This is a genomic window from Herbidospora yilanensis (assembly GCF_001570565.1).
Lineage (GTDB): Bacteria > Actinomycetota > Actinomycetes > Streptosporangiales > Streptosporangiaceae > Herbidospora > Herbidospora yilanensis.
In genome coordinates this window covers 12,730-36,403 of sequence record NZ_BBXE01000013.1, presented here as the reverse complement: position 1 = coordinate 36,403, position 23,674 = coordinate 12,730, and the positions used below count along the sequence as shown (strand labels likewise).

Here is a 23,674-nt window from a genome sequence, read left to right as displayed (position 1 = left end):
GTTAGCGAGAGGTGATATGCCCGAGGATGTCCCCGCCATCGAGCTTGACGGCGTCGTCAAGGAATACCTCGCGCACGGCGAGACGGTTCAGGCGGTAAAGGGTGTCAGCCTGACGATCGGGGAGGGCGAGTTCTTCTCCCTCCTCGGCCCGTCCGGCTGCGGCAAGACGACGACGATGCGCATGATCGCGGGCTTCGAGGAGCCCACGAAGGGCCTCGTGAAACTCCTCGGGCAGGACGTCACCAACGTCCCGCCCAACAAGCGCGACATCAACATGGTCTTCCAGTCGTACGCGCTGTTCCCGCACATGAACGTGTGGGAGAACGTCGCGTTCGGGCTGCGCCGCAAGAAGGTGGCCGAGGCCGAGATCAAGCAGCGGGTGGGCGACATCCTGGAGATCGTCGACCTGACGGGCCGGGAGAAGCGGCGTCCGCGCGAGATGTCCGGCGGCCAGCAGCAGCGGGTGGCGCTCGCCCGCGCGCTGGTCAACCGGCCCCGGGCGCTGCTGCTCGACGAGCCGCTGGGCGCCCTCGACCTGAAACTGCGCCAGCAGATGCAGACCGAGCTCAAGCGCATCCAGCGCGAGGTCGGCATCACCTTCGTCTACGTGACCCACGACCAGTCCGAGGCGCTCACCATGAGCGACCGGATCGCCGTCATGAACGACGGCCTGGTGGAGCAGCTCGCCGACCCCAGGGAGATCTACGAGAGGCCGGCGTCGAAGTTCGTGGCCGGGTTCATCGGGACCTCGAACCTGCTGTCGGGCACCGTGGACGCCGTCGAGGGCGACCTGCTGGTGGTCCGGCTGGGCGAGCACGACCGCATCCTCGTGCCCGGGAAGGCGGCGGCGGGGGACACCGTCGACCTGACCGTGCGCCCGGAGAAGATCACCATCTCGACCGAGCAGCCCGAGGCGGGGCTGAGCATGGTCCAGGGCACCGTGGGCGAGCTCACCTACCTGGGCACCTACAACAGCTACGCGGTGGCGCTGGCCGACGGCACCGAGATCACCGTCTTCCAGCAGAACGCCATCGACAGTTCGACGACGGCCGAACGCGGTGACACGGTGTGGCTCTCGTGGCGCCCGCAGCACTCGTACACGTTGTCGTAAACGGGGGAAGTTTGCGGATAACTTCAGGAACGTCCAGATAGAAACCCCCTCGGAGCTTTGATGAACAATCCCCTCCTGCGTGGTCTGACGCAGTCCCGATACTCCCGCCGTGACGCCCTCCGCTTCGCCGGCTACTCGGCCGCCGGGCTCGCCCTGGCCGCCTGTGGCGTGCAGGGCCAGAGGGCGGCGGCGCCCTCTCCCAGCGCCGTCGCCGACTTCTGGTCCACGCAGAAGAAGAACGGCCGGGTCGTCTTCGCCAACTGGCCCGAGTACATGCCCGAGGACCAGGGCCCGCTGAAGCAGTTCCAGCAGGCGACCGGGATCTCGTACGAGTACAAGGAAGTCATCCAGGAGAACGCCGAGTTCTTCGGCAAGTCGGAGCCGCAGCTCCGGGCCGGGCAGCCGCTCGGCTACGACATCGTCGTGATGACCAACGGTCTCCAGCTCGGCAAGATGATCCAGCTCGGCTACCTGACCGCGCTCGACCACAAGCAACTGCCCAACTTCGCCGCCAACGCCGGGGCGTCGTACAAGAACCCGGCCTACGACGCGAACAACACGTACACGATCCCCTACCAGGCGGGCGTGACGGGCATCGCGTACAACACCAAGTACGTCGACGAGGACATCACCAGCATCCAGTCCCTGTTCGACAAGAAGTACGAGGGCAAGGTCGGCATGATGGCCGACGCCCAGGAGGTCGGGAACTTCGGCATGTTCGCCGTGGGCGTCGACCCCGACAAGTCGACCCAGGCCGACTGGGAGAAGGCCGCCGCCAAGCTCAAGGAGCAGCGCGACAGCGGCATCGTCCGCAAGTACTACGCCCAGGACTACATCGACGCGGTCGCCAAGGGCGACGTGTGGCTGAGCCAGGCCTGGTCGGGCGACGTGTTCCAGCGGCAGCTCGCCGGAGAGCCGGTCAAGTTCGTGGTGCCACAGGAGGGCGGCACGATCTGGATCGACAACATGGCCATCCCGAAGGGCGCCGCTAACCCGGTCGACGCGCTCATGCTGATGGACTTCCTGTACAAGCCGGAGATCGCCGCCGAGCTCACCGCCTACATCCAGTACGTCACCCCGGTGAACGGCGTGCAGCAGATCCTGGCCGGCAAGAGCGACGAAGACTCCAAGGCCCTGGCCGAGAGCCCGCTCATCTTCCCGACCGAGGCCGACTACGCCAAGCTGCGGCCCTACCGCACCCTCACCAACGCCGAGGAGCCGGTCTACAACGGCCTCTTCCAGACCATCACCCAGGGCTGACCGAATGAGACGCTGGACGCCTTACTGGCTCGCCCTGCCCGCGTGGTTGTGGCTCGCCATCTTCCTGGTGGTGCCCATCGCGGCCATGGCCTCGGTGTCGCTGACCACGGGCAACCTCATCGACGGGTTCACGCAGACGTTCAGCGTCTCCAACTACACGGACGCGATCGCGAAGTACAGCACCCAGCTCGTGCGCTCTCTGGTGTACGGCGGCGTCGCGACCGTGATCATGCTGGTGCTCGGCTATCCGGTGGCCTACTGGATCGCCTTCAAGGCCGGGCACCGCAAGTCCATGTTCCTGTTCCTCCTGCTGCTGCCCTTCTTCGTGTCGTTCGTGCTCCGGACGATCTCGTGGGGCTTCCTGCTCGCCGACGACGGCATCCTGTTCGGCACGCTCAAGGGCTGGGGCGTGCTGCCGGAGGACTTCCACGTGCTGGCCACGACCGTGGCGGTCATCGGCGGCCTGGTCTACAACTTCCTGCCGTTCATGATCCTGCCGATCTACGTGGCGCTGGAGCGGGTCGACCCCCGGGTCATCGAGGCCTCCTACGACCTGTACGCCTCGCGCTTCTCGACCTTCCGCCGGGTGGTGCTGCCGCTGTCGCTGCCCGGTGTGTTCGCCGGCGTGCTGATGACGTTCGTGCCGGCCACGGCCGACCCGATCAACGCCCAGGTCCTCGGCGGTACCGGTAACACGATGATCGGCAACATCGTGCAGACCGAATACCTGGTCAACAACGACTACCCGACCGCGTCGGCGATCTCGTTCACCCTGATGGCCGTGCTGCTGATCGGCATCTTCATCTACGCGCGTGCCCTCGGCACCGAGAACGTGCTGGAGGCGGCGGCCCGATGAGAGGGAAGCTGGGCGACAGGGCCCTTTACGTCTACACGTGGCTGATCATCCTGTGGCTGGCCTCGCCCATCGCCGTGATGATCCTGTTCGGCTTCAACGACAAGCAGTCGAAGTCGAACACCTCGTGGCAGGGTTTCACGTTCAAGTGGTACCAGCAGCTCTTCGCCATCGACGGACTCACCGACGCGCTGGTCAACTCGCTGATCATCGCGGTGGTCAGCACGATCCTCGCGACCGTGCTCGGCACCCTGCTGGGCCTGGCCGTCGGCCGCTACCGCTTCCGCGGCAAGGGCGTCACCGACTTCCTCATCTTCGCCGCGATCAGCACGCCCGAGCTCGTCATGGGCGCCTCGCTGCTGTCGCTGTTCGTGTCGGCCAACGCCCCGCGCGGCCACATCACGATCATCATCGCGCACACGCTCTTCTCGCTCGCGTTCGTCGTCGTGACGGTCCGGGCGAGGGTGGTCGGCCTCGACCCCTCGCTGGAGGAGGCCGCCCGCGACCTGGGGGCCGGCACGTTCACCACGTTCCGCCTGGTCACCCTTCCGTCGATCATGCCGGGCGTGGCGGCGGGCGCGATGCTCGCCTTCGCCCTGTCGATCGACGACTACGTCGTGACGAGCTTCGTCAACGGCTCGGAACAGACGTTCCCCCTGTGGATCGTGGGCGCCGTGAAGGTGGGCATCCCGCCGCAGGTGAACGTCATGGGAACCCTTATCTTTGGGATAGGCGTCCTGCTCGCCGTCGCCAACGCCATATCCGCTCGCAGGAAGACGACCCACTAAAGGGACGTGAAATGTGTGACCCCCTCGCACAGCCGCACTCCTAGCACCGCGAAGGGCAAGTGCCCGCACCACTCCGCTCGCGCCGTTCTGATTCGGCGCGAGCCCGGCGTGTCCGCCGCCCCCACCTGATCTGATCTCCTGAGCCCCGTCGAGCCGTGCTCCGGGGCCGATCGGCGTTTCCCCACCGGCTTGTCATTCCGTCATGCCGGGATTTTCCGTACCCCCAAGAAAGAGACCTTGAATGATGAGGCGCACCAGAAAAATTGTCGGGATCCCCGCCGGTGACGAACCCGTGCTGAGGCGATGATGGATCCCCGACGCGCGCTCGCCGACGCCGAGCGCAAGCCCTACTGGCTGCACGAAGACCCACTGGAGCCGGAGACGCTGCCGCGTCTGTTCGGCCACACCACCGCCGACCTGGCCATCGTCGGCGGCGGCTTCTCCGGGTTGTGGACGGCCCTGCTGGCCAAGGAGCGCGACCCCAGGCGTGACGTGGTCCTCCTGGAGGGCCAGACGGTCGGCTGGGCGGCGACCGGCCGCAACGGCGGCTTCTGCCACGCGAGCCTGACCCACGGCCTGGGCAACGGGCTGGAGCGGTGGCCCTACGAGATCGCCGACCTGCACCGGATGGGCATCGAGAACTTCAACGAGATCGAAGAGACGATCAAGCGCTACGGCATCGACTGCTCCTTCGAGCGGACCGGCGAGATGAACGTCGCCACCGAGCAGTGGCAGATCGACGAGATGCGCGAGATCCACACGATCGGCCGCGAGCTCGGCATGGACATCCAGTACCTCGACCAGGACGAGGTGCGGGCCGAGGTCAACTCCCCGACCTACATCGCCGGCGTCTGGGAACGCGGCGAGTGCGCCATGATCGACCCGGCCCGGCTCGCGTGGGGCCTGCGCCAGGCGTGCCTGAAGCTCGGGGTCCGCATGTACGAGCACTCGCCGGTCCGCGAGATCTCCTCGCTCGGCCCGTCGTTGCAGCTCAAGTCGATGTACGGCACCGTGCGCGCCCGCCGGGTGGCGTTGGGCACCGGTGTGTTCTCGCCCCTGCTGCGGCGGCTCAAGTACTACGTCGTGCCCGTCTACGACTACGCCCTGATGACCGAGCCGCTCACCGAGGCGCAGCTCGACTCGATCGGCTGGAAGAACCGGCAGGGCATGGGCGACTCGGCCAACCAGTTCCACTACTACCGGCTGGCCGACGACAACAGCATCCTGTGGGGCGGCTACGACGCCGTCTACTACAACGGCGGCCGGGTGCGCCCGACCTACGACCAGCGCGACACCACCTTCCACACGCTGGCCGAGCACTTCTACGAGACCTTCCCCCAGTTGGAGGACGTGCGGTTCTCCCACAAGTGGGGCGGCGTGATCGACACGTGCAGCCGCTTCTCGGCGTTCTTCGGCACCGGCTACGGCACCCGCCTGGCCTATGCCGTCGGCTACACCGGCCTGGGGGTGGCGGCCACCCGGTTCGGCGCCAACGTCATGCTCGACCTCCTCGACGGGCGCGACACCGAACGCACGCGGCTCGACATGGTGCGCCAGAAGCCGGTGCCGTTCCCGCCCGAGCCCGTCAGGTCGGGGGTGATCCAGCTCACCCGGTGGTCGCTGGCGCGGGCCGACGCGAACGGCGGACGCCGCAACATGTGGTTGCGCACGCTCGACCGGCTCGGGCTGGGATTCGACTCATGAGATCTTTACGTCAACACTGAGGGAATGAGAGTCGAGTTCACCGCAGGCACCCTCCGGCTCGCAGGCGAGCTGAGGGTGCCGACGGGCCCGGGCCCCCATCCGGCGCTCGTCTTCACCGGCCCCTTCACCGGGGTGAAAGAACAGGTCACGGGCCTGTACGCCGCCCGCCTCACCGAGCTCGGCTACGTCACGCTGGCCTTCGACCACCGCAACTGGGGTGAGTCCGACGGCCAGCCCCGGCGGCACGAAGACCCGCAGGGCAAGCTGGAGGACCTGCGCGCCGCGGTCAGTTACCTGCGGTCGCGTCCCGAGGTGCGGCCCGACGCGATCGGCGCGGTCGGCATCTGCCTCGGCGGCGGCTACGCGCTGAAGTTCGCCGCCTTCGACCCCCGGGTCAGGGTGTTCGTCGGCATCGCGGGCGGCTACAACAGCCCCTACACGATGCGGACCGGCGACTGGTGGCCCGGCGCCCTGAAGTCCTTGACCGAGGCGCTGGAGCGCCAGGACCTCGGGGCGCGGCCCGAGTACGTCCCGGCGGTCGGCGGCCCCGACGCCGCGATGGGCGGCGACGAGCCGTTCCAGTACTACGGCACCGCCCGAGGCGAGACCCCCGGCTGGGTCAACGAGGTGACGAGGGCCTCGTTGCGCGAGCTGATCACGATGGACAACATGATGGGCGCCGACTTCCTGTCGCCGAAACCGGCGCTACTGGTGCACGGCGTGGTCGACGCCTACTGCGCGCCCGAGGGCGCCCACGAGGTGCACGCCCGCCTTTCGGAGCCGCGGAAACTCGTCTGGCTCGACGCGAAACAGCACGTCGACCTCTACGACACCGAGCCCTACGTCAGCCAGGCGGTCGAGGCCGTGGGCGCGTTCCTCAGCGTCCACCTGCCAGCCACCGCACGGGGTTCACACGGGTGACCAGGTCGGGCACGCCCTCGACGCCGAACAGCTTCGCGTAGCCCTCGCCGCCGTAGGGGCAGAGCTCGTCGCGGCGGGAGACGCCCGAGGTGAACAGCACACGCTCGCCGTGCCCGGCGTCGAGCAGGGTGAACACGTCGTCGGGGCAGGTGACCGTGACGTAGGCGCCGGTCTCGCAGATCTTGCGCTGGGCCAGCGGGTCGGCGGTCCTGACGTTGACCCGCTGCGGCGGCACCCGGTGGTGCAGCAGCGTCTCCAGCAGCGCCAGCCCGGACGCCGCGACGGGCAGATCGGTCCGCAGGGAGGCGCGGGCGGCGGCCACCGTCGCCCGTTCCTCGGCCGGGGTGGGCGTCTCGTCGTGGGCGGCGGCGACGATGAGGCCGGGCCGCGCGGAGGTGCCGTCGAGCCCGACGCCGATCTCCCGCAGCAGGTCGCCGGTGAGGTCGTCGACCCCGGCGCGTTTGATCAGCTCCCCGGCGAACGGCTCGGGCCCGAAGCCGGTGGCCGCGACGATCGCGACGCGGCTGCCCGCGGCCATGCGGGTGAGCGCGGTCGTGTCGCGCCCCATCCCGAGGCCGGTGTGGTCGACGACCAGGGACAGGCCGAACTCCCGGTTGAGGCGGGTCAGCTCGGCGGTGACGTGGCCCTCTTCGTCCAGCCAGCGCTCCGGATCGGACTCGACGCCGACGCCCCAGCGGGTGTCGGCCCGCAGGGTCTCCCAGGGGAGCACCGGGCCTTCGACGGAACTGACCGGGACGGTCCCGGCGACGGTCTGGATACGAGCCTCGAACATGACCGGACATTAGCCGATTTTGAGGCGTGATCAGGCCATTCTTGGGATTCCTTTACCCCGGAGTGTCAGCGTTTGTCGGCTCCGGGGAGGTACAGGCCAACCTGGCGGGGTCCTTCACGACGGTGATCTCGTCGAGGATCCGCCCCTGCGCGGGGATCGCCGGCGGCCGGCTCCCGGCGGGCACCCAGTAGACCCGGATGTCGTATTCGCGGTCGGCGTCGCGGGGGTCGTCGGCCCCGACGCGGACCGGGACCCGCCAGCCGCCGTCGTCGCCGGTGGCGAGTTCCTGGACGAAGGACCCGCCGACGACCAGCCAGAGCCGGCCGGCCCCGGGCGGGATGGCGGTGCCGGTGACGGTCGCGCAGGTCGGGCTGAACCCGCCGTCGACGGGCCGGGTGATGTGCACCATCCCGTAGTTGACCGCGAGCGGCGCCCGCGTCACGGCGGCGACCGGGGGAACGAACCCGGTCTGCCGCACGAGGGAGATGACGAGGCCCGTGACCGTCAGGGCGAACCCGGCGATGGCGAACGGCAACAATTCGGGTTTGCCGCGAAGGCTGACGACTAAAAGTGCCAAAGTGGCGAATCCGGCAAAAATGCTGACCGGTCCGAGGTATTTTCCGGATAAGTCCGGATCTGCGAATGCCCAGGTCACGGCGGCCGCGATTCCGCAGGAAGCGGCGGTGATCCGGCCGGCGATCGGCGCGTTTCCCATGAACGGGAGTATCCATCGCCGCGGTGCCGGATTCGCGGATTCGGCCGAGTTCACTGGGATTAGATGCGCCGAGCCGGTCATGCCTTTCGAAACGCCGGAATTGCCGGAAATGAATCACCGCCCCTTTTGTCGGAAAGGGGCGGCGAAAGGGTCAGCCGTTCAGCGCGTGCTCCGGCCGCTGCGCCGGGGCGACCGCCCGCTGCGCGACCTTGCCCGCGTTCGCCAGGGCGATCACCAGCAGGATCTCCAGCACGACCACGACCCGCTCCAGCAGCCCGAAGTACGCCTCCCCGCCGATCAGCGCCGACACCGGCGACGTCGGGTGGCTCAGCAGATAGGCGGCCAGGAAGGCCCCGCTCACCCGCGCCAGCACGCCGACGGCCCCGAGCGGCCCCCGCCGCGTCAGGATCCAGCCGGCCACCGGCAACGAGGTGAAGACCACGGCCGTCGACCAGCGGTGGATCTCACCGCCCAGGGTGCTCACGTCGGCCGACAGGTCGGTCGGGAAGATGGTGCCGAGCACCAGCCCGGCCGCCGCCACGATCAGCAGCACCCGGGTCGCCGCCGTCCGCGCCGGGTTCGGCTCGGTCAGCGACCAGGCGGTGGCCACGCAGCCGGCCGCCAGCGCCATCATGCCGAGGGCGAAGATGGTCTCGGTCGTCGGGTCCGTCACGGCGTAGTCGCTCAGCAGGCCCGTCATCGGGCTGATGAGGTCGGCGAAGAAGAGGTGCAGGGCCAGCATCAGGAGCAGGGCCGTCGCCGGGCCCGCCGTGGCCATCAGGATCATTGGTCCCCCGGTTCAGTGGACAGCGGATATGGGTGCGCGGTGCACGAGTTCCCCGTAGATCGACTCGAAACGGGCCAGCGACTGCTCGTGCGTGTGGGTCGCGGCCAGGGTGAGGCTCGCCTTCGACATCGCGGCGCGTTCCTCGGGCTGGGTGAGGACGGACTTGAGGTGCCGGGCCAGCTCCGAGACGTCCCCGGGCGTGTAGAGGTGGCCGTTGCCCTCGACGAGGTGCGGCAGCGCCATCGCGTCGGCGGCGACGACCGGCAGGCCGCTCGCCATCGCCTCCAGGGTGGCGATGCTCTGCAGTTCGGCCGTGCCGGGCATGCAGAACACGTCGGCGACGGCGTACGCCTGGGGCAGGTCGGCGTCCTCGACGAAGCCCAGGAACCTCACGTGGTCGCCGGCGCCGACCCGGTGGGCCAGCTTCTCCAGCGTCTCGCGGCGGTTGCCCTGGCCGACGAAGACGGCCTGGCAGTCGAGGTCGTTGAGCAGCTTCGGCAGCGCCAGCACGATCTCTTCGAGGTGCTTCTCCTCGTCGAGGCGGCCGACGAACAGGATCGTCGGACGCTCCGGCACGCCGAACCGGCGCCGGGCCCAGGCCTGCGGCTGCGGGTGGAACCGGGACAGGTCGATGCCGCACGACACCGGCTCGACCTTCTTGCGCAGGCCCTTGGCCGACAGCAGGCCGGCGGCCAGCGGGGTCGGCGTGGTGACGTGGTCGGCCCGCTCGAAGATCCGGTTGAGGTCCTTCCAGGCCAGCTCGCCGACCCGGCGGCGGAGCCGGTTGGGCACCCCGGTGAACTGGAAGAGGTTGTCCGGCATGAAGTGGTTGGTGGCCACCACGGGCAGCCCGGCCCGCTTGGCGGCGGCCACGGCCGACCGGCCGACCACGAAGTGGCCCTGGGTGTGCACGACGTCGGGCGCGATCCGCCGGACCAGCCGGTCCATGGTGCGGCCGAGCCCGGCCGGGACGGTGAACCGCATCGTCGGGTGGACGAGCAGGCGGGCCGACCGGAGCCGGTGCACGAGCACGCCCTCGATCACGTCGGTGACCGGCGGGCCGTCGTCGGAGCTGCACACGACGTGCACCTCCGTGCCCCGGGCCGCCAGGCCCGAGGCCAGGCGGTGGGTGAAGTAGGCGGCGCCGTTGACGTCCGGCGGGTAGGTGTCGGTCGCGATCAGCACCCGGCGGGGGCGCGAGTGCGCGAGGGACGCCTCGGCGAGGGTGAGGCTCATGGGGGCTCCGTTCACCTTGACAGAGGAGTGGTTCTGGCGAGCGCGACCGTTCCGGCCGCCGCGAGGGCCGCGGCCGCCGTCGCCGCGAGGCCGTTGGCGGGCAGGGGTTCACCGAGCAGGAGCGCGCCGAAGGACACCGCGGTCACCGGGTCGGTGACCTGCAACGCCGCGAAGGCCACCCCGAAGTGCCCGATCGCGTACGCCTTCTGGAGCAGCATCAGCGCCACGACCAGCGGGATCGGGAGGGCCAGGAGGAACCAGAGCTGGCCGGGCCAGCCGTCGGCGACGACCCGCATCAGGGTGGACGCGGCGCCGTACATGATCCCGGCGGAGACGGCCAGCAGGGCGGTGCGCCCCGGCGGGCCGGTCCGGGTGGCGGCGGCCAGGCAGATCAGGGCGGCGGCGCCCGCCAGGCCCAGCATCAGGGTGACCTCGGCGGTGGTCATGCTCGGTGGCCGGGTCGGCACCGGAACCATCAGGACCAGCGCGATCAGGCCGATCGCGACCGTGGCTCCCGCCGCCAGCTCGCGCCGGGACGTCCTGCGTCCGTGCAGCGCGGCGGCGATGGGGAGCGCGAAGAGCAGACTGGCGACACCCATGGGCTGCACGATCGTCAGCGGGCCGATACTCAGCGCGTAGACGTGCAGGAGGCCACCCGCGGCGATCACCGCCCCGCCGAGCAGCCAGCGCGGCCGGCGCAGCAGCACCCGCAGGCGGGGCTCGTTGCCGGTGGCCGCGACGTGCTGCTGGAGGGCGGCGCCGAGGGCGAAGAAGAGCGAACCGACTAGGGCTACGGCCGCCGACGGCGCTGCCGCGAGCATGGTCATGGTGCGGACTCCTCTCCCCTGGATGAACCCATGGCACGGTGGCCGGAACGCCGCGAAATGGCGTCCGGTTCGGGAACTCGTGGGAGATTTCCGCTGTCGTGCCTGACTGCTAACCGCAGCCTGGTTCAAACGGGAGGGAGATCCATCCGGGATCGCCCCTGAGATGCCGACCGGTCATCCCTGGGGCGACCCCGGGCGAATGCCGCTTCTCAGCTCATGGTCTTGCCGCCGTTGACGGCGACGCGCTGCCCGGTGACGAAGCGGGAGGCGTCGGAGGCGAAGAAGGCCACCGCGTCGGCCACGTCGGCGGGGGTGCCCATGCGGGGGAGCGCGAGGCTGTTCCGGTACGTCTCGTAGTTCTCGGCCGCCACGGAGGCGTGGCGTTCGACCGGGATCCAGCCGGGTTCGACGGTGTTGACGGTGATCCCGTGGGGCCCGAGGGCGCGGGCCCACGACCTGGTCAGGCCGTGCATGGCCATCTTGGCGGAGACGTACTGGCTGAACTCGGGGTTGCCCAGGTCGGCGACCTCGCTGCCGATGTTGACGATCCGGCCGGTTCCGGCGGCCTTCATGGCGGGCAGCACCGCCTGCAGGATCAGCAGCGGCGCCTTGACGAAGAACTTGAGCTGGTCGAGGTGGTCGTCCCAGGTCAGGTCCTCGACGGGGATCTCCGGCTGCGGGCCGGTGGCGTTGTTGACCACGACCTCGATCGGCCCGGCGGCGGCCAGCGCCGCGGCGACCTGTTCCTCGGAGGTGACGTCGAACCGGGAGATCTCGATCGAGTGGCCGCGGGCCCGCACCCGGTCGGCGACGGCGGTGGCCCCGGCCGTGTCGTGGGCGTAGTTCAGCACGACGTGCCGGCCGTCGGCGGCGAGCCGTTCGGCGATGACGGCGCCGAGCCCGCGGCTGGCACCGGTGACGAGAGCGGTTCCGAGAGACAAGAGACTTCCTTTCACGCCGGGACGGGGACAGGTGCCGATACTCGTGGACGCAGCACCGGCGCCGCCAGGGCGATGGCCGCGACGGCCGCGGTGACCAGCAGGAACGAGACGCGGGGGGAGAACGCGTCGGCGACCACGCCGAAGAGGGTGGGCCCGCCGAGCCCGGCGAACAGGGTCAGCATGGCGACCCCCGACACGCCCTCGCCGGGGGTGGGCGCGGCGTCGGCGGCGGCGCTGAACGACTGCGGCACGACGGTGGCCAGGCCGAGCCCGATCAGCGCGAACCCGAGGGCCGCCACCCAGGTCACCGGCGCGAACACGGCCAGCACGCCCCCGGCGAGCCCGGCCAGCGCCCCGGCCCTGACCGTCTTCACGATCCCGAGCCGGACGATCACCGCGACCGAACCGAGCCGGGAGAACGCCGAGGCGCAGGCGAAGGCGACATAGGCCAGCGCCGCCGCCACGGCGTCGGCCCCGGTCACGTCGCGCACGTAGACGCCCGACCAGTTGACCACGGAGCTCTCGGCGAAGGAGGAGCAGAAGGCCACCAGCCCGATCACGACCACCGACCTGGACGGCAGCCCGAGCCGTCGCCCGGGGGCGGGCCCGGAGGGGCGTACCGGAAGGGACCGGGCCGACAGCAGGGCGGCGCCCGCCGTCACGACCGCGACGGCGCCCAGGTGGAGCGGCGCCGCGACCGCCAAGGAGGCGGCGAAGGCCCCGAGCCCGGCGCCGGCCAGCATGCCGAGCGACCACATGCCGTGCAGCCGGGTCATGATCGGCTGACCGGCGGCCTTCTCGATGCCGGACGCCTCGGCGTTGACGGCGACGTTGGAGGTCCCGGCCGCCGCCCCGTAGAGGGCGAGGGCCAGGCAGAGAACGGGGACACTGGGGGACAGCGCGGGCAGCCCGAGCGTCAGGCAGTAGATCGGGACGAGGATCGCGGTGGCGTCCCGCGCCCCGAATCGGGCTAACAGGGGCCCGGCGGCGAGCAGGCCGGCGACCGAGCCGCCCGCCGTGGCCAGCAGGACGAGACCGAGGGTGGTGGCCGACAGACCCAGGTGCTCCTGGATCCAGGGGATGCGCGTGGACCAGCTTCCCGCCACCATCCCGTGGCTCAGGAAGACCAGTGAGATCGCGCGACGCATTTCGTACTCCATGTTTCGAGGGGTACGATCAAATTAACAGTTAGGCTTCCTGATGATTAAGGCGACCCCCCGCACCGCGCGGGCGATCAACGACCGGATGGCGCTCGACCTGCTGGTCGAGATGGGCCCCCTGACGGCCCCGCAACTGCGCGAGCTGACCGGCCTGTCCCGCCCGTCGGTCTCCGACCTGGTCGAACGGCTCCACGACGCCCGGTTGATCGAGCCGGCCGGCGAGACCGGCGCCGACCGGCGGGGCCCCAACGCCCGCCTCTGGCGGGTCGCGGCGGCCCGTGCCCACGTGGTGGGCGTCGACGTGCGCCCCGGTCACGTGAGCGCGGTCTGCGCCGACCTGGCCGGCGAGACGGTCGGCGAGGTGGAGCTGCCGGGCCGGCCCGGGATCGTGGCGGCCGTCCGGGCCGTGGCGCGCGGCCCGCTGCACACGGTCGTCGTCGGCGCGCCCGGCCACGGCACCCGCGACGGCCACGCCGAACAGCACGACCTGGGCGCCCGCGTGGTGATCGAGAACGAGGTCAACCTGGCGGCCGTCGCCGAACACCGGGCGGGGGCGGCCGTGGGCCGCGCCGACTTCGCCCTGCTGTGGCTCGACTCGGGCACGGGCGGCGCGCTGGTCCTCGACCACAAGTTGCGCCGGGGCGTCTCGGGCGCGGCGGGCGAGGTCGGCTTCCTCCCGCTGCGCGGCGGCGACCTGCACGACCTCGTCTCCGAAGCCCCCGTCGACGTGCTGGCAGAACGGGTCGCGCTGGGCGTCGCCGCGATCGCCGAGGTCGTCGACCCCGGCCTGGTCGTCCTCGGCGGCGGCGTGGGCCACCGGGGCGGCGCGGAGCTCTCGGTACGCGTTCAGCACGCCGTCGAGGCGATCTGCCCGGTCCCCGTGGAGGTCACGGCCAGCACGGTCGCCGACAACCCGGTGCTGCTCGGGGCCACCCTGCTGGCCCTCGACGCGGCCAGGGACGAGACGTTCGGCTAATTGGCCGTCCAGATGGCCAGGTTGAGCGCGGCGGCGAAGGTCACCCAGAGCAGATAGGGCACCAGCAGCCACCCCGCGACGCGGTGCCTGCGCAGGAACATCACGATGGTGACGACGATCGCCACCCAGAGCAGCACGATGTCGACGAACGCCGCCCCGTAGAGCCCCGCGCCGAAGAACAGCGGCGTCCAGAGGGCGTTGAGCACGAGCTGGACGACGTAGGGGGTGAAGGAGCTGTCGAGCCCGCGCGTCTGCCAGACCAGCCAGCCGGAGATCGCGATCAGCGCGTAGAGGACCGTCCAGACCGGCCCGAACAACCACTGCGGCGGCGCCCACGCGGGCAGGTCGAGCCGGGCGTAGACGGCCCCCGCGTTCGAGGCCGCGAGCCCACCGGTCACCGCGACCAGGGCCACGACCAGCGCGAACACGAGAAGTGCGGGCCAGCGATGCCGGGTCAGAGTGCTCATGTCGAACCCCTGCCCGCAGGGGCTCAGGTCAAGCGGCGGGCTCGGCGTGCATCCGGTTCAGCACCCGCTTGAACGCCCACACCGACCCCGCGAACGCCACCCCGGTGATCGCCGCGACGGCCGCGGTGCGAACCAGGAGGTAGCCCTCCAGGCTCTGGTGCAGCACCAGCCAGATGCTGACCGCCGAGTTGCACATCAGCACGAACGCCCACAGCAGTGTGATGCGGGCGAAGAACTGCCGCATCCGCTCGTGCTTCAGGATGAACGCCGGCAGGTGGATGTAGTCGAGCGTGAGCTTCTGGACCAGCGGCTTGTTGAGGCGCACCGAGGTCAGGAACGCCAGCGCGATGCAGACGGTGCCGATCTCCGGCTGGATGAAGTAGACCACCCAGTCGCCCGTCCACGCGCTGATCAGCCCGCGCGCCGTGACCGCGATGGCGGCCAGCAGCATGGTGCCCGGCACCGGGCGCCGGCGGATCAGCCGGTAGACGATGCCCAGGTAGACCCAGGAGGTGACCGCGATCAGGCCGCCGACCAGGCCGAGGAGCGCGAAGAAGGTGTAGAAGACCACCATCGGCGCGACCACCCCTTCGAGCAGCCGCGGGACCGCCTGCCGGAACAGGGCGGTCAGCCTCGGCAGGGTGAATTGAGGGTGGTTCATGCTGCTCCTTCAGGCGTCGGAGCACCGACGCTAAAGCTTTCGCGCCTACCCCTTGGCTGGAGTATGAAAACCGGTTTGGGAGGCCGTGGCCGATTCGTTACAGTACCCGACCCTTAGGGGTGGTCGGGGGTGACCCGTAGGGGACGTCTGTCGAGTTAGAGGGATCTAACCCTCCGGATAACCGTCCACACTCAACTTCTTTATCTGACTCAATTAGGGCCATTCCAGGTTTGTCCCTGATGTGGTGGAAGCGTCTGTTCCGTTGGGGTTGTCGTAGCTACAGTCCGAACGTGAAGAGCGTTCCAGGAGGGACTACGTGACGGTCGAGCACATGAGACAGGACATCCGCACGGCTGGGGAGTACGCCGCCGGGATCCGGCGCCTGCTGGAGAACCCCGATCTGCCCGACGAGCTCGGCCCGGCCGTCGCCCGCGCCCGCGACCAGGCGGGCCGGCTGCTCGACGCCACCCGGCGCCCCTACCAGCTCGGCGTGCTCGGCGAGTTCAGCGCCGGCAAGACGATGTTCATCGCCTCCCTGCTCGGACTGGAGGGCCTGCTCATCGGCGACCAGCCCACGACGGGCAACGTCACCGCCTACTGGGTGCGCCAGGGACCCTCCGGCGCCCGCACGGTCATCACCGGCCGGCACGCGAGCTACCTCACGGAGACCGCCGTCGCCCAGCGCCGCGAGTCGATCGGCCAGGAGCTGCACGCCGCCGGCCGCGCCCTGTCCGGCCCGGCCGCCGCCGGGTTCGAGCAGGCCGTCTGGGAGGCCGCCGCCCGGAACGGCGACGGGCGGGCGCTGCTGAGCTGGCACCAGGCGCACGCCGCCCAGGCCCCCAACCAGGTCCGCCGCCTGTCGGCCCAGCTCGTGGCCATCGCGCTGGCCGTCCGCGAGTTCGGGAGCCGGCTGGGCGCGCGGCCGGGGATCTCCGAGGCCGAGGCGAAGGACCTGCTGCTCATCTCCGAGAGGCGGCCGGTCTCCGAGCCCGACCCCTTCTGGATCGTCGACCACGTCGCGGTGACCGTGGAGGTCGCCCCCGAGGTGCTCGACCTCGACCGGCTGCTCGGCGACGCGTCCTGGAACCACGAGGTCTCCAAGGACCGCATGGTCGTCTACGACTTCCCCGGCTTCCTCAACGACATCTCCGGCGAGCGCGACCTGACCCTCACCAGGACGCTGCTGCCCGACATGGACACCGTGATCGCCCTGCTCAAGGGCGGCAACCCCGACGGCATGGCCTCCGACGAGCTCACCTCGCTGCTCCGCGAGGTCTATCCCGTCGACCGGCGCGGGCGGGTGCTGGTGGGGGTGGGCAACCTGAGCGACGTCCAGGACATCAGGCGGTTCGAGACCGCGGCCCTGCGCCAGGCGCAGTCCGACGACGAGGTGCTCGACCAGGTGCCGACCCTGCGCAAGCTGCTCGACACCGCCGGGAGGCTCAACCCCGACGACGACCCCTTCTTCTACTCGGGGCTGACGGCCCTCGACCACATGGGTCTCTCAGGGTCGCTCGACAACCGGGTCGGGGAGGCGGTCAGGGTCGTCGAGGCCGCCGGGGCGGTCGCCGCGGGGCTGCCGCAGTCGAGCCGGCTGCGGACCATGCTGACCGAGACCGCCCGCGACGGCGGCAAGGAGCTGGTGCTGAACCGGCTGTCCGACCGGCTGGCCGGCTACGGCCTCACGGCCCGCCACAGCCGCGTCGTGAAGGAACGCGCCGCCCTCGACCTGGCCGAAGGCGGCCTGGAGGCCGCGCTCGACCAGGCCTCCCGGACCGTATTCGCCTCGGCCGGCGCGGAGGCGGAGAACCTGGTGAACCAGGTCAAGACCGTGCTGAGCAGCCTCAAGGCCGACCTGCCGCCGCTGCTGGCCGAGACGCTCGGCGGCGGTAACCCCTCCCTGATGGACGAGGTCCGCGCCGACCTCATCGCCCGCGTCTTCGCCTGGCCCCAGTGGTGGGCGATCATGTCCACGGCGACCGGCACCGAGTTGCGGGCCGGCCCCGAGTCGACCGAGGAGTTCGTCGGCCCCTTCACCACGGTCTGCCACGAGGTCTACGCGAGCTCCCGGAACCTGGCGCTCGACCGCTGGGAGCGGGCGGTGCTGGCCAAGGCCCAGTCCCTCGTGACCGACGACCTGCGCCGCCGGCTCGCCGCCGTCGACCTGCCCGACCAGGAACGCGAGACGCTGGCCGCGCTGATCCGCCCCGCCGAGTGGCGCGGCATCCTGACCGACGCCGCCGCCGACCTGCCCCGCCCCGACACCGGGGGCGTCGAGCACGCCTTCCCGATGCGCCGCCCCCACCGGTTCGCCTGGTCCATCCCCCACGACGACCGGCCCGCCGAAGACGCCTGGTTCGTGCACCAGTTGCACCCAGTCCACGTGATCCGGCTCCGGCAGCAGGTCGTCGACGCCGCCGACATGGTGGTCCGCGGCTGGCTCGACGCCCTGCGCCCGCTGGCCGACGCCCAGATCAGATCGGGCCTGGAGACCCTGGAGGACGTCCTGGAGCGGATCCGCGCCGACGTCGTGCGCCGCCCCGCGCAGGCCAAGGGCACCCCGCTGCTGGAGGAGCTGCGCAAACTCCGCGCCGCCTACCCCAGCGGCGGCGTCAACCTCGGGTTCGCCCGGTTCGCCGACTGGAAGCGGGGCGCGTAGATGGAGCTCTACCTCGCCGGCCCCGACGGCGCGCGCGTCACCGACGTCCGGGTGCCCGGACCGCTGCCCCTCCCGATCGTCGTGCCGGAACGGGACGCCGTCATCAGGGCGGTGACCGTCGAACCCGCCGGGGCGCTCGCCACCCGCTGGACGCCGCAGGTCCCGCCGGGCGGCCTGAGCGTGCGGGGCGGCAGCGCGTGGCGGTTGCTCGGACCGGTGTCGGCCGAGCCCTCGGACGCGCCGGCCGACCCGGTCGTCTTCACCTGGACCATCACCTACGAGTACGAGGGCGGGAACCGCCGAATGGCAGAGAGCCGCGTAACCGTCACCCCCGAGACCCGCCCCGACCTCGACGTCAACAGCGGCTGGATCGCCCTGGACTACGGCACCAGCACGACCTCGATCACCCTGTTCGACCAGCGCCGCCAGCACGCCCTGATCGGCTTCCCGCCCTCGCAGCGGGAGGTGCTGCGCCGGGAGCTGACCCTGCGCTTCGACGGGCATCCCGGCTACGGGCTCGACGGCCAGAGCTGGCAGCGTTTCCTGGCCGCCACCGGGAGCACCCTGGCGACCGCCGGGGGGACCGCCGACCCGCTCCAGGCCGCCAGGGCCGTGCTCGACAACGACACCTCCACCAGCGGCGCGGGGCTCTACCGGCTGCTCCTGACGATGGAGCGCCAGGCCGCCCAGGTGCGGCAGCCGATCGTGTCCCAGGCGCTGCAGGGGCTCTACCGCGCGGCCTTCGACGTGCCGCCGATCCGGGAGCAGCGGATGATCAGGATCCCGCTGCACGCGGGGGAGGAGACGATCGACAGCGAGATCGCCGTCCACGGGCTCGACCCGCTGACCGTCAGCATGGCGGCCGACGGGCACCGCTCCGGCGGGTCGGCCGAGCCGCTGGCGCCGGAGGTCCGGTCGCAGCGCGGCCTCAAGCAGTTCCTCGGCTCGTCCCGGTCGCTGCCGGGCCTGCCCGCCGGCCACCCGGTGACGCCCGACGACGTGATCGCCGCCGCCTGGGCCGGCCTGATGACCGAGAAGGTCGCCAAATACTGCCACGACCACCCCGACGAGGTGTCGACCAAGCCGATCACCCACGCCGTGGTGACCTATCCGACGGTGTCGCCGCCCCGCACCCGCCAGGACGTCGAACGGCTGGCCCGCCGCATCGGCATGCGCCAGGTCGTGACCGCCTACGACGAGGCGACCGCCGCCGCGATGTTCTACCTGATGCGCGACTTCGCCGGTGACCAGGCGGTCGGCATCGAGGCGTTCCGGGCGCACACCCGGCGGGTGGGCGACAAGCAGTGGCACCGCAACATCCTGGTCGTCGACATCGGCGGCGGCACCACCGACATCGCGCTGCTCGGCATCACCCTGCTCGACCAGACCGTCTACGGGACGGGCCGCGACGAGCGGGTCCAGGGCCGCTACTACGCGCTGCGTCCCGCCGTGCTGGCGAAGGCGGGCCGGGCCCAGCTCGGCGGCGACCGCATCACGCTGGGCGTCTTCAAGCACCTGAAGGCGCTGCTGGCCGACGCGGTGCTGACCCGCTCGCCCCGGCTGGTGCGCGAGGAGTACCCGGGCTACCTGACCGGCGGCGTCTACGTCCCCGGCTCGCTGCTGGCCCCCACCGCCGGCTCCGACGCCGAACAGCGCCGGGCCGACCTGATCGAAAAGGTGGTGCCGACACGCTGGGCGAGCGCGGCCGGTGACCGGCACGCCGCCGAGGAGCGCTTCCGGCGCCTGTGGAGCCAGGCCGACCTGGCCAAACGCCAGCAGTCGACGCACGAGGGCGACTACGTGGTGCGCCGGGTGCCCGAGCTGCTCCAACTGGAGGGCCGGGCCCGTGAGATCACCGAGCCCGCCGAGGTGGTCGTCAAGCGGGAGGAGATCAACCGGATCATCGAGGAGGTGGTCAGGGACGCCTTCGCCATCGCCCTCAGCGTGGTCAAACGGCGGCTGGGCCGGGACGAGAAGGGTGTGCCCGACGTCCTCGACAAGGTGATCATCTCCGGCGGCACGTCGGCGCTGCCGCAGGTGCGCAGGGTCCTCCTGGAGACGTTCGCGCAGGCCGGCGACCACGTGAACTGGAACCCCCTCGACGTCGTGTACGACCCCGCCTTCGCCAAGACCGGCACCTCCATCGGCGCCTGCTGGGCCGAACACGTCAGGCAGAAGGGCTACGCCAGCGCCTCCCACGCGACCCAGCGGGTGCGGCGCGGCCTGACGGAGCTCTACATCGACGTGGACAACCTGTTCCACGCGCTCCCCAACACCCTCGTCTTCGACGCCACGGGCGGGCAGCTCTTCCCGGTCTTCCAGGTCGGGGAGCGGTTCGACCGCATCCAGGTCGACGGCGAGATCGAGGGCCGCCGCCGCTACGGCGACTGGATCCCCGTGCCGCAGAACATGGCGATCTACCGCCAGCCGTTCGCGGTCGAGGAGGAGCGCAGCCTGTGGAGCCACCTGAGCATGCACGACCTGCTCCAGGGACGGGTGCCCGCCGAACAGCAGGCCGCCTGGTACCGGCAGGTGATGGTGACGTTCGAGGTGAACGAGCGGGAGCTGGTGACCGCCCACTTCTGCCACCAGTCCGGTCCCGTGTACGCCCCCCGCTTCGGCTCCGCCCCGGCGACCCGCGGCCTGGTGGCCAAGGACGAGGCGGGCCGCTTCGTGCTCCAGCGGGACATCGTGGTCAACCCGTACACGGCCGGCGGCCTGGCCTCCGCCCCGCAGCCGATCTTCACGGCCGGGACGGTGCTGACCGAGCGCCTGCTCACCGACAACGGCCGCCACGCCGCCGGTCTGATCGGCCGGCCGCTGCCCAAGGACGTGCCCGGCGACGGGCTCTGGACCTTCTACACCCCCGAGCCCGGGAGGCCCGAGGCCCTGACCCAGATCGGCGAGTCCGTGCGGGCACCCAGGGCGGGGCTGCTCGGCGCCGACATGGTGCCGGTGCTCGACTCCGAGGGGCGGCTGACCGTGGAGCCCGGCTATGTGCGATTCCGGGAGGCCGGGTCCCCGGCCGACGTGGTCGCCGACCCGGGGTCGGTGTTCAGCGTCGCGATGACGCCGGGCGACCCCGACGTCGACGAGAAGCTCAACCCGTTCAACGGCGGCCACTGATGGCGCTGGAGGAGACCCTGCGCGCGGTCCTGGCCCAGACCGGGACCGCGCCCGCCGCCCTGACCCGGGGATTCCTGGCCGGGCTGCGCACGGCGCTGGACGGCCTGCCGGGCCCCGGGACGGCGGACCTGGCCGCCGACCTCGACGCCGTGCTGGCCGCCCCGGCGCCGGAGCAGCCGGTCGCGGCCGTGACCGCCGCGAGTCCGCTGCGCGAGTCCCTGCTCGGCCTGGCCGAGCGGATCGCGCCCGGGTCGACCGCGCCCTCCCACGACGAGGGAACGTTGTGGACCGCCGTCCACCTCAACGCGCTGCGCCTGTCGCGGCGCGAGGCCGACCTGGTGCGCCGGGCCGCCGAGGAGGTCGCCGTCCGGTCGGGGGCCAGGCCGGGCAAGCCGGGGGCGGCGGTCACCCTGCACGGCCCCAAGGACGAACGCCTGATCCCGGCGCTGAAGGTCGACGGCCGCGTGGTCGCGCCGGGGCTGGCCGTGTCCGGCGGCGGCGCGCCGAAGACCGCCGGCTCGGTCCCGGCCGAGATGGCCACCTTCGCGGCGATGATCCCGGTCCTGGCCGAGCTCGATCCAGGGCTGCACCACTGCCTCCAGACGCTGGAGTTCTCCGGCCTGCGCGGCCTGGCCGAACCGGCCGCCCGGACCGGCTACGTCGGACATCTGAACAACCGCCTGGAGGAGGTCGCCTCCCAGCGGAGACACTCGGGCCCGTGGCTGGAGTCGGTGGTCCGCCTGCACGAGGCGTTGTGCTCGGTGGTGCACCTGCCGCCCGCGCCGGAGGACTCCTGGTGGGGCGAGTGGCGGGCGGCCTGCAACGACGCCCTGTCCGACGCGGCGCTCGACTCGGGCGCCGGGACGGTGAAGTTCCCGCCCGGCCGCTACCGCTCGGCCGACGACCTGACCCGCCACGACATCGCCATCCACTATCCGGAACGGCCCGGCCAGGTGCTGGCGTGCGTGCGGGCGTGGTCGAGCGTGCACGGGATCGAGACGCCGGGACGGGTCATCTATGCGAGCTGACCTGGTCGCCTGGCCGTCCGACGACGACTACGTCCGGGCGCTGAGCCACTCGGCGGAGTTCGGCGCGGGCGAGTTGCGCGGCGCCTGGGTGGCCATGGACGGCCCGGCCCGGCCGCGCAGCTTCCGCTGGCCGGGCGGGATCGGGTTCGAGGTGAGCGCCGAGAGCGAACTCGTGCTGCTCTGCTTCACCTCGGCGGCGGCCTCCGACCGCTGCCACCGGCTGGCGGCCGAGGGGACCGGGGCGCTGCACTGGCACCACCGCGGCATCTCGATAGACGGGCGGTGGATCCCGGTCGCCACCCACGACCGGGTCACCTTCGATCCCCGGACCGCCTTCTGGGCCGAACCCGCCGCCGAGGTCACGCGGGAGCTCCGCATCCCGCGCATCCCGACGGCCACCACGATCGAGCCGGCCGCGCCGCCGCCCCCGCCGGTCGTGGTGCGGCCCCTGCCGCCGGTGTGGCTGGTGCCGGTCGTGGCCGCGATCGTCGCCCTGGCGTTGGCCGGGCTCGTCCTGGTGTCGCTGGCATGACGCGCACCCGCGTGCTCGTCGTGCTCGTCTGCGTGCTGGCCGCCCTCGTCGTCGCCCAGACGATGGTCGCCCGCGCCAAGGTGGCCGGGCTGCGCGACACGATCGAGGGCTACGAGACCAAGGGGAACGTCCTCGTCCGGAAGAGGATCGTGTTCGACCTGACGGGCACGCGGTGCGACGGCCTGAGCGAGTGCCGGCCGGCGAAGCGGGTCACCGTCGAGCCGTGCGACGGCGGCCTTTGCGTGTCGCACGACCGGTCCGGCCGGAAGAAGGTCGCCATCGTCGACGGCGAGGCCAACGGGGTGCCCGGCGCCACCGGTTGCTGGCGGTTCTCCTTCACCCCGACCCGGGCCGCCTTCGACCCCGGGGCCGGGGCGTGGTTCGTCACCGAGTTCGACGCCCGCCTGGAGGCGGCGAAGGGCGGCGACACCTCCTGCGGGAAGGTCACGGCGGTCTGGGAGGCGACGGGCAAGCCGGTCTAGAGGCTCGTGGTCGCCAGCTTCGCCCCGAAGCCCACGAACACCGCGCCCACACCGGTCGTCAGCCCCGCCGACAGCACCTTCCGCTGCCGGAACTGCCCGGCCAGGAACGTCCCGCCGAAGATCAGCGCCGACAGGTAGAGCACCGAGAAGACCTGCAGGATCGCGCCCAGGATCAGGAACGACAGGGCCGGCGCGGCGTACGTGTGGTCCACGAACTGGATGAAGAACGAGACGAAGAACAGGATCGCCTTCGGGTTCAGGAGGCTGATGATCAGCGCCTTCCGGAACGGGTCGGGGGAGAGCGCGGGCGTCGCGACCTCGCCGGTGACGGTGCGGGTGCGCCAGGCGCCCCAGATCATCGTCAGCCCGATGTAGGCCAGATAGGCGGCGCCCGCGTACTTCACGATCGTGAAGACGAGTTCGTTGGACATGAGCAGCGAGGCCGCGCCCGCCGCCGAGGCGAACATGAGCACCGAGTCGCCGATGAACACGCCGGCCGCGGCGCGGTAGGCGTCGCGGACGCCGCGCTGGGCGGCGGTGGAGAGCACGAACAGGGAGTTCGGGCCGGGGAGGAGGACGATCAGGAACGCGCCGATGACATAGGTCCATATGTCGGTGATGCCGAAGAACACGCGGTCACGATACTC

Annotated in this window: 22 protein-coding genes; 12 read left to right on the top strand and 10 right to left on the bottom strand. The window is 71.1% G+C overall.

Annotated features, from left to right (window positions below):
- The first annotated feature begins 16 nt into the window (after positions 1 to 16).
- The 6 genes from AW273_RS00220 to AW273_RS00195 all read left to right on the top strand — a co-directional run bounded on the left by AW273_RS00220 (position 17) and on the right by AW273_RS00195 (position 6,637).
- Positions 17 to 1,111 carry an ABC transporter ATP-binding protein gene (locus AW273_RS00220; RefSeq protein WP_062344016.1) on the top strand — a complete coding sequence of 365 codons (1,095 nt, stop codon included), beginning with the start codon at positions 17 to 19 and terminating at the stop codon, positions 1,109 to 1,111.
- 60 nt (positions 1,112 to 1,171) lie between these two features.
- Complete coding sequence (locus AW273_RS00215) at positions 1,172 to 2,371, top strand: ABC transporter substrate-binding protein (protein ID WP_062344014.1); 1,200 nt, start codon at positions 1,172 to 1,174, stop codon at positions 2,369 to 2,371.
- Positions 2,372 to 2,375: 4 nt separating this feature from the next.
- Positions 2,376 to 3,227, top strand: a complete 852-nt coding sequence (locus AW273_RS00210) for an ABC transporter permease (RefSeq protein ID WP_062344011.1) — start codon at positions 2,376 to 2,378, stop codon at positions 3,225 to 3,227.
- Entirely contained in the window at positions 3,224 to 4,012 is a 789-nt protein-coding gene (locus AW273_RS00205) for an ABC transporter permease (protein ID WP_062344010.1), read from the top strand. Before AW273_RS00210 ends, AW273_RS00205 begins: the two co-directional genes overlap by 4 nt.
- Positions 4,013 to 4,318: 306 nt before the next feature.
- Positions 4,319 to 5,716 carry an NAD(P)/FAD-dependent oxidoreductase gene (locus AW273_RS00200; RefSeq protein ID WP_062344008.1) on the top strand — a complete coding sequence of 466 codons (1,398 nt, stop codon included), beginning with the start codon at positions 4,319 to 4,321 and terminating at the stop codon, positions 5,714 to 5,716.
- Positions 5,717 to 5,740: 24 nt separating this feature from the next.
- Positions 5,741 to 6,637: an alpha/beta hydrolase gene (locus tag AW273_RS00195; protein ID WP_062344006.1), complete on the top strand. Its 897-nt coding sequence runs from the start codon at positions 5,741 to 5,743 to the stop codon at positions 6,635 to 6,637.
- Here AW273_RS00195 and AW273_RS00190 read toward each other — a convergent pair.
- The 7 genes from AW273_RS00190 to AW273_RS00160 form a co-directional block, all read right to left on the bottom strand.
- Positions 6,594 to 7,430 (bottom strand): phosphotriesterase family protein, encoded by an 837-nt coding sequence (locus AW273_RS00190; protein ID WP_062344004.1) that lies wholly within the window; start codon positions 7,428 to 7,430, stop codon positions 6,594 to 6,596. The genes AW273_RS00195 and AW273_RS00190 overlap by 44 nt on opposite strands.
- Before the next feature lie 52 nt (positions 7,431 to 7,482).
- Positions 7,483 to 7,965, bottom strand: coding sequence for a hypothetical protein (locus AW273_RS00185; protein WP_062344002.1), 483 nt, complete (start codon positions 7,963 to 7,965; stop codon positions 7,483 to 7,485).
- A 331-nt stretch (positions 7,966 to 8,296) separates the two neighbouring features.
- Positions 8,297 to 8,932 (bottom strand): DUF998 domain-containing protein, encoded by a 636-nt coding sequence (locus AW273_RS00180; RefSeq protein WP_062344001.1) that lies wholly within the window; start codon positions 8,930 to 8,932, stop codon positions 8,297 to 8,299.
- Positions 8,933 to 8,944: 12 nt separating this feature from the next.
- Complete coding sequence (locus AW273_RS00175) at positions 8,945 to 10,168, bottom strand: glycosyltransferase (protein ID WP_062343999.1); 1,224 nt, start codon at positions 10,166 to 10,168, stop codon at positions 8,945 to 8,947.
- 11 nt (positions 10,169 to 10,179) lie between these two features.
- Positions 10,180 to 10,995, bottom strand: a complete 816-nt coding sequence (locus AW273_RS00170; RefSeq protein WP_062343997.1) for a DMT family transporter — start codon at positions 10,993 to 10,995, stop codon at positions 10,180 to 10,182.
- A 209-nt stretch (positions 10,996 to 11,204) separates the two neighbouring features.
- Positions 11,205 to 11,936, bottom strand: a complete 732-nt coding sequence (locus AW273_RS00165) for an SDR family oxidoreductase (RefSeq protein WP_083949402.1) — start codon at positions 11,934 to 11,936, stop codon at positions 11,205 to 11,207.
- Between the two features lie 11 nt (positions 11,937 to 11,947).
- Positions 11,948 to 13,084, bottom strand: coding sequence for an MFS transporter (locus tag AW273_RS00160; protein ID WP_198167948.1), 1,137 nt, complete (start codon positions 13,082 to 13,084; stop codon positions 11,948 to 11,950).
- A 52-nt stretch (positions 13,085 to 13,136) separates the two neighbouring features.
- On the opposite strand from AW273_RS00160, the gene AW273_RS00155 reads away from it, so the two are divergent.
- Positions 13,137 to 14,072, top strand: coding sequence for an ROK family transcriptional regulator (locus AW273_RS00155; RefSeq protein ID WP_062343990.1), 936 nt, complete (start codon positions 13,137 to 13,139; stop codon positions 14,070 to 14,072).
- Here the strand turns inward: AW273_RS00155 and AW273_RS00150 are convergent.
- Together AW273_RS00150 and AW273_RS00145 are read right to left on the bottom strand one after the other, a co-directional pair.
- Positions 14,069 to 14,539, bottom strand: a complete 471-nt coding sequence (locus AW273_RS00150) for a TspO/MBR family protein (RefSeq protein ID WP_062343989.1) — start codon at positions 14,537 to 14,539, stop codon at positions 14,069 to 14,071. The two genes, AW273_RS00155 and AW273_RS00150, sit on opposite strands and share 4 nt — an antisense overlap.
- Positions 14,540 to 14,567: 28 nt before the next feature.
- A complete protein-coding gene (locus AW273_RS00145; RefSeq protein WP_062343987.1) occupies positions 14,568 to 15,200 on the bottom strand; it encodes a VC0807 family protein in 633 nt (210 codons plus the stop codon).
- Positions 15,201 to 15,531: 331 nt separating this feature from the next.
- On the opposite strand from AW273_RS00145, the gene AW273_RS00140 reads away from it, so the two are divergent.
- From AW273_RS00140 to AW273_RS00120, 5 genes are read left to right on the top strand one after another with little or no spacing between them, the layout of a single operon-like run.
- Positions 15,532 to 17,859: a hypothetical protein gene (locus AW273_RS00140; RefSeq protein ID WP_157555496.1), complete on the top strand. Its 2,328-nt coding sequence runs from the start codon at positions 15,532 to 15,534 to the stop codon at positions 17,857 to 17,859.
- Positions 17,860 to 20,985, top strand: a complete 3,126-nt coding sequence (locus tag AW273_RS00135; protein WP_062343983.1) for a virulence factor SrfB — start codon at positions 17,860 to 17,862, stop codon at positions 20,983 to 20,985.
- A complete protein-coding gene (locus AW273_RS00130; RefSeq protein ID WP_062343982.1) occupies positions 20,985 to 22,013 on the top strand; it encodes a hypothetical protein in 1,029 nt (342 codons plus the stop codon). Before AW273_RS00135 ends, AW273_RS00130 begins: the two co-directional genes overlap by 1 nt.
- Positions 22,003 to 22,545, top strand: coding sequence for a hypothetical protein (locus AW273_RS00125; protein ID WP_062343980.1), 543 nt, complete (start codon positions 22,003 to 22,005; stop codon positions 22,543 to 22,545). The genes AW273_RS00130 and AW273_RS00125 overlap by 11 nt, the downstream gene beginning before the upstream one ends.
- The gene (locus tag AW273_RS00120) at positions 22,542 to 23,027 is read left to right on the top strand and encodes a hypothetical protein (RefSeq protein WP_157555495.1); all 486 of its coding nucleotides are present in this window, start codon (positions 22,542 to 22,544) and stop codon (positions 23,025 to 23,027) included. Before AW273_RS00125 ends, AW273_RS00120 begins: the two co-directional genes overlap by 4 nt.
- Here AW273_RS00120 and leuE read toward each other — a convergent pair.
- Positions 23,024 to 23,659, bottom strand: coding sequence for a leucine efflux protein LeuE (gene leuE / locus AW273_RS00115; protein WP_062343977.1), 636 nt, complete (start codon positions 23,657 to 23,659; stop codon positions 23,024 to 23,026). The two genes, AW273_RS00120 and leuE, sit on opposite strands and share 4 nt — an antisense overlap.
- Positions 23,660 to 23,674: the final 15 nt, after the last annotated feature.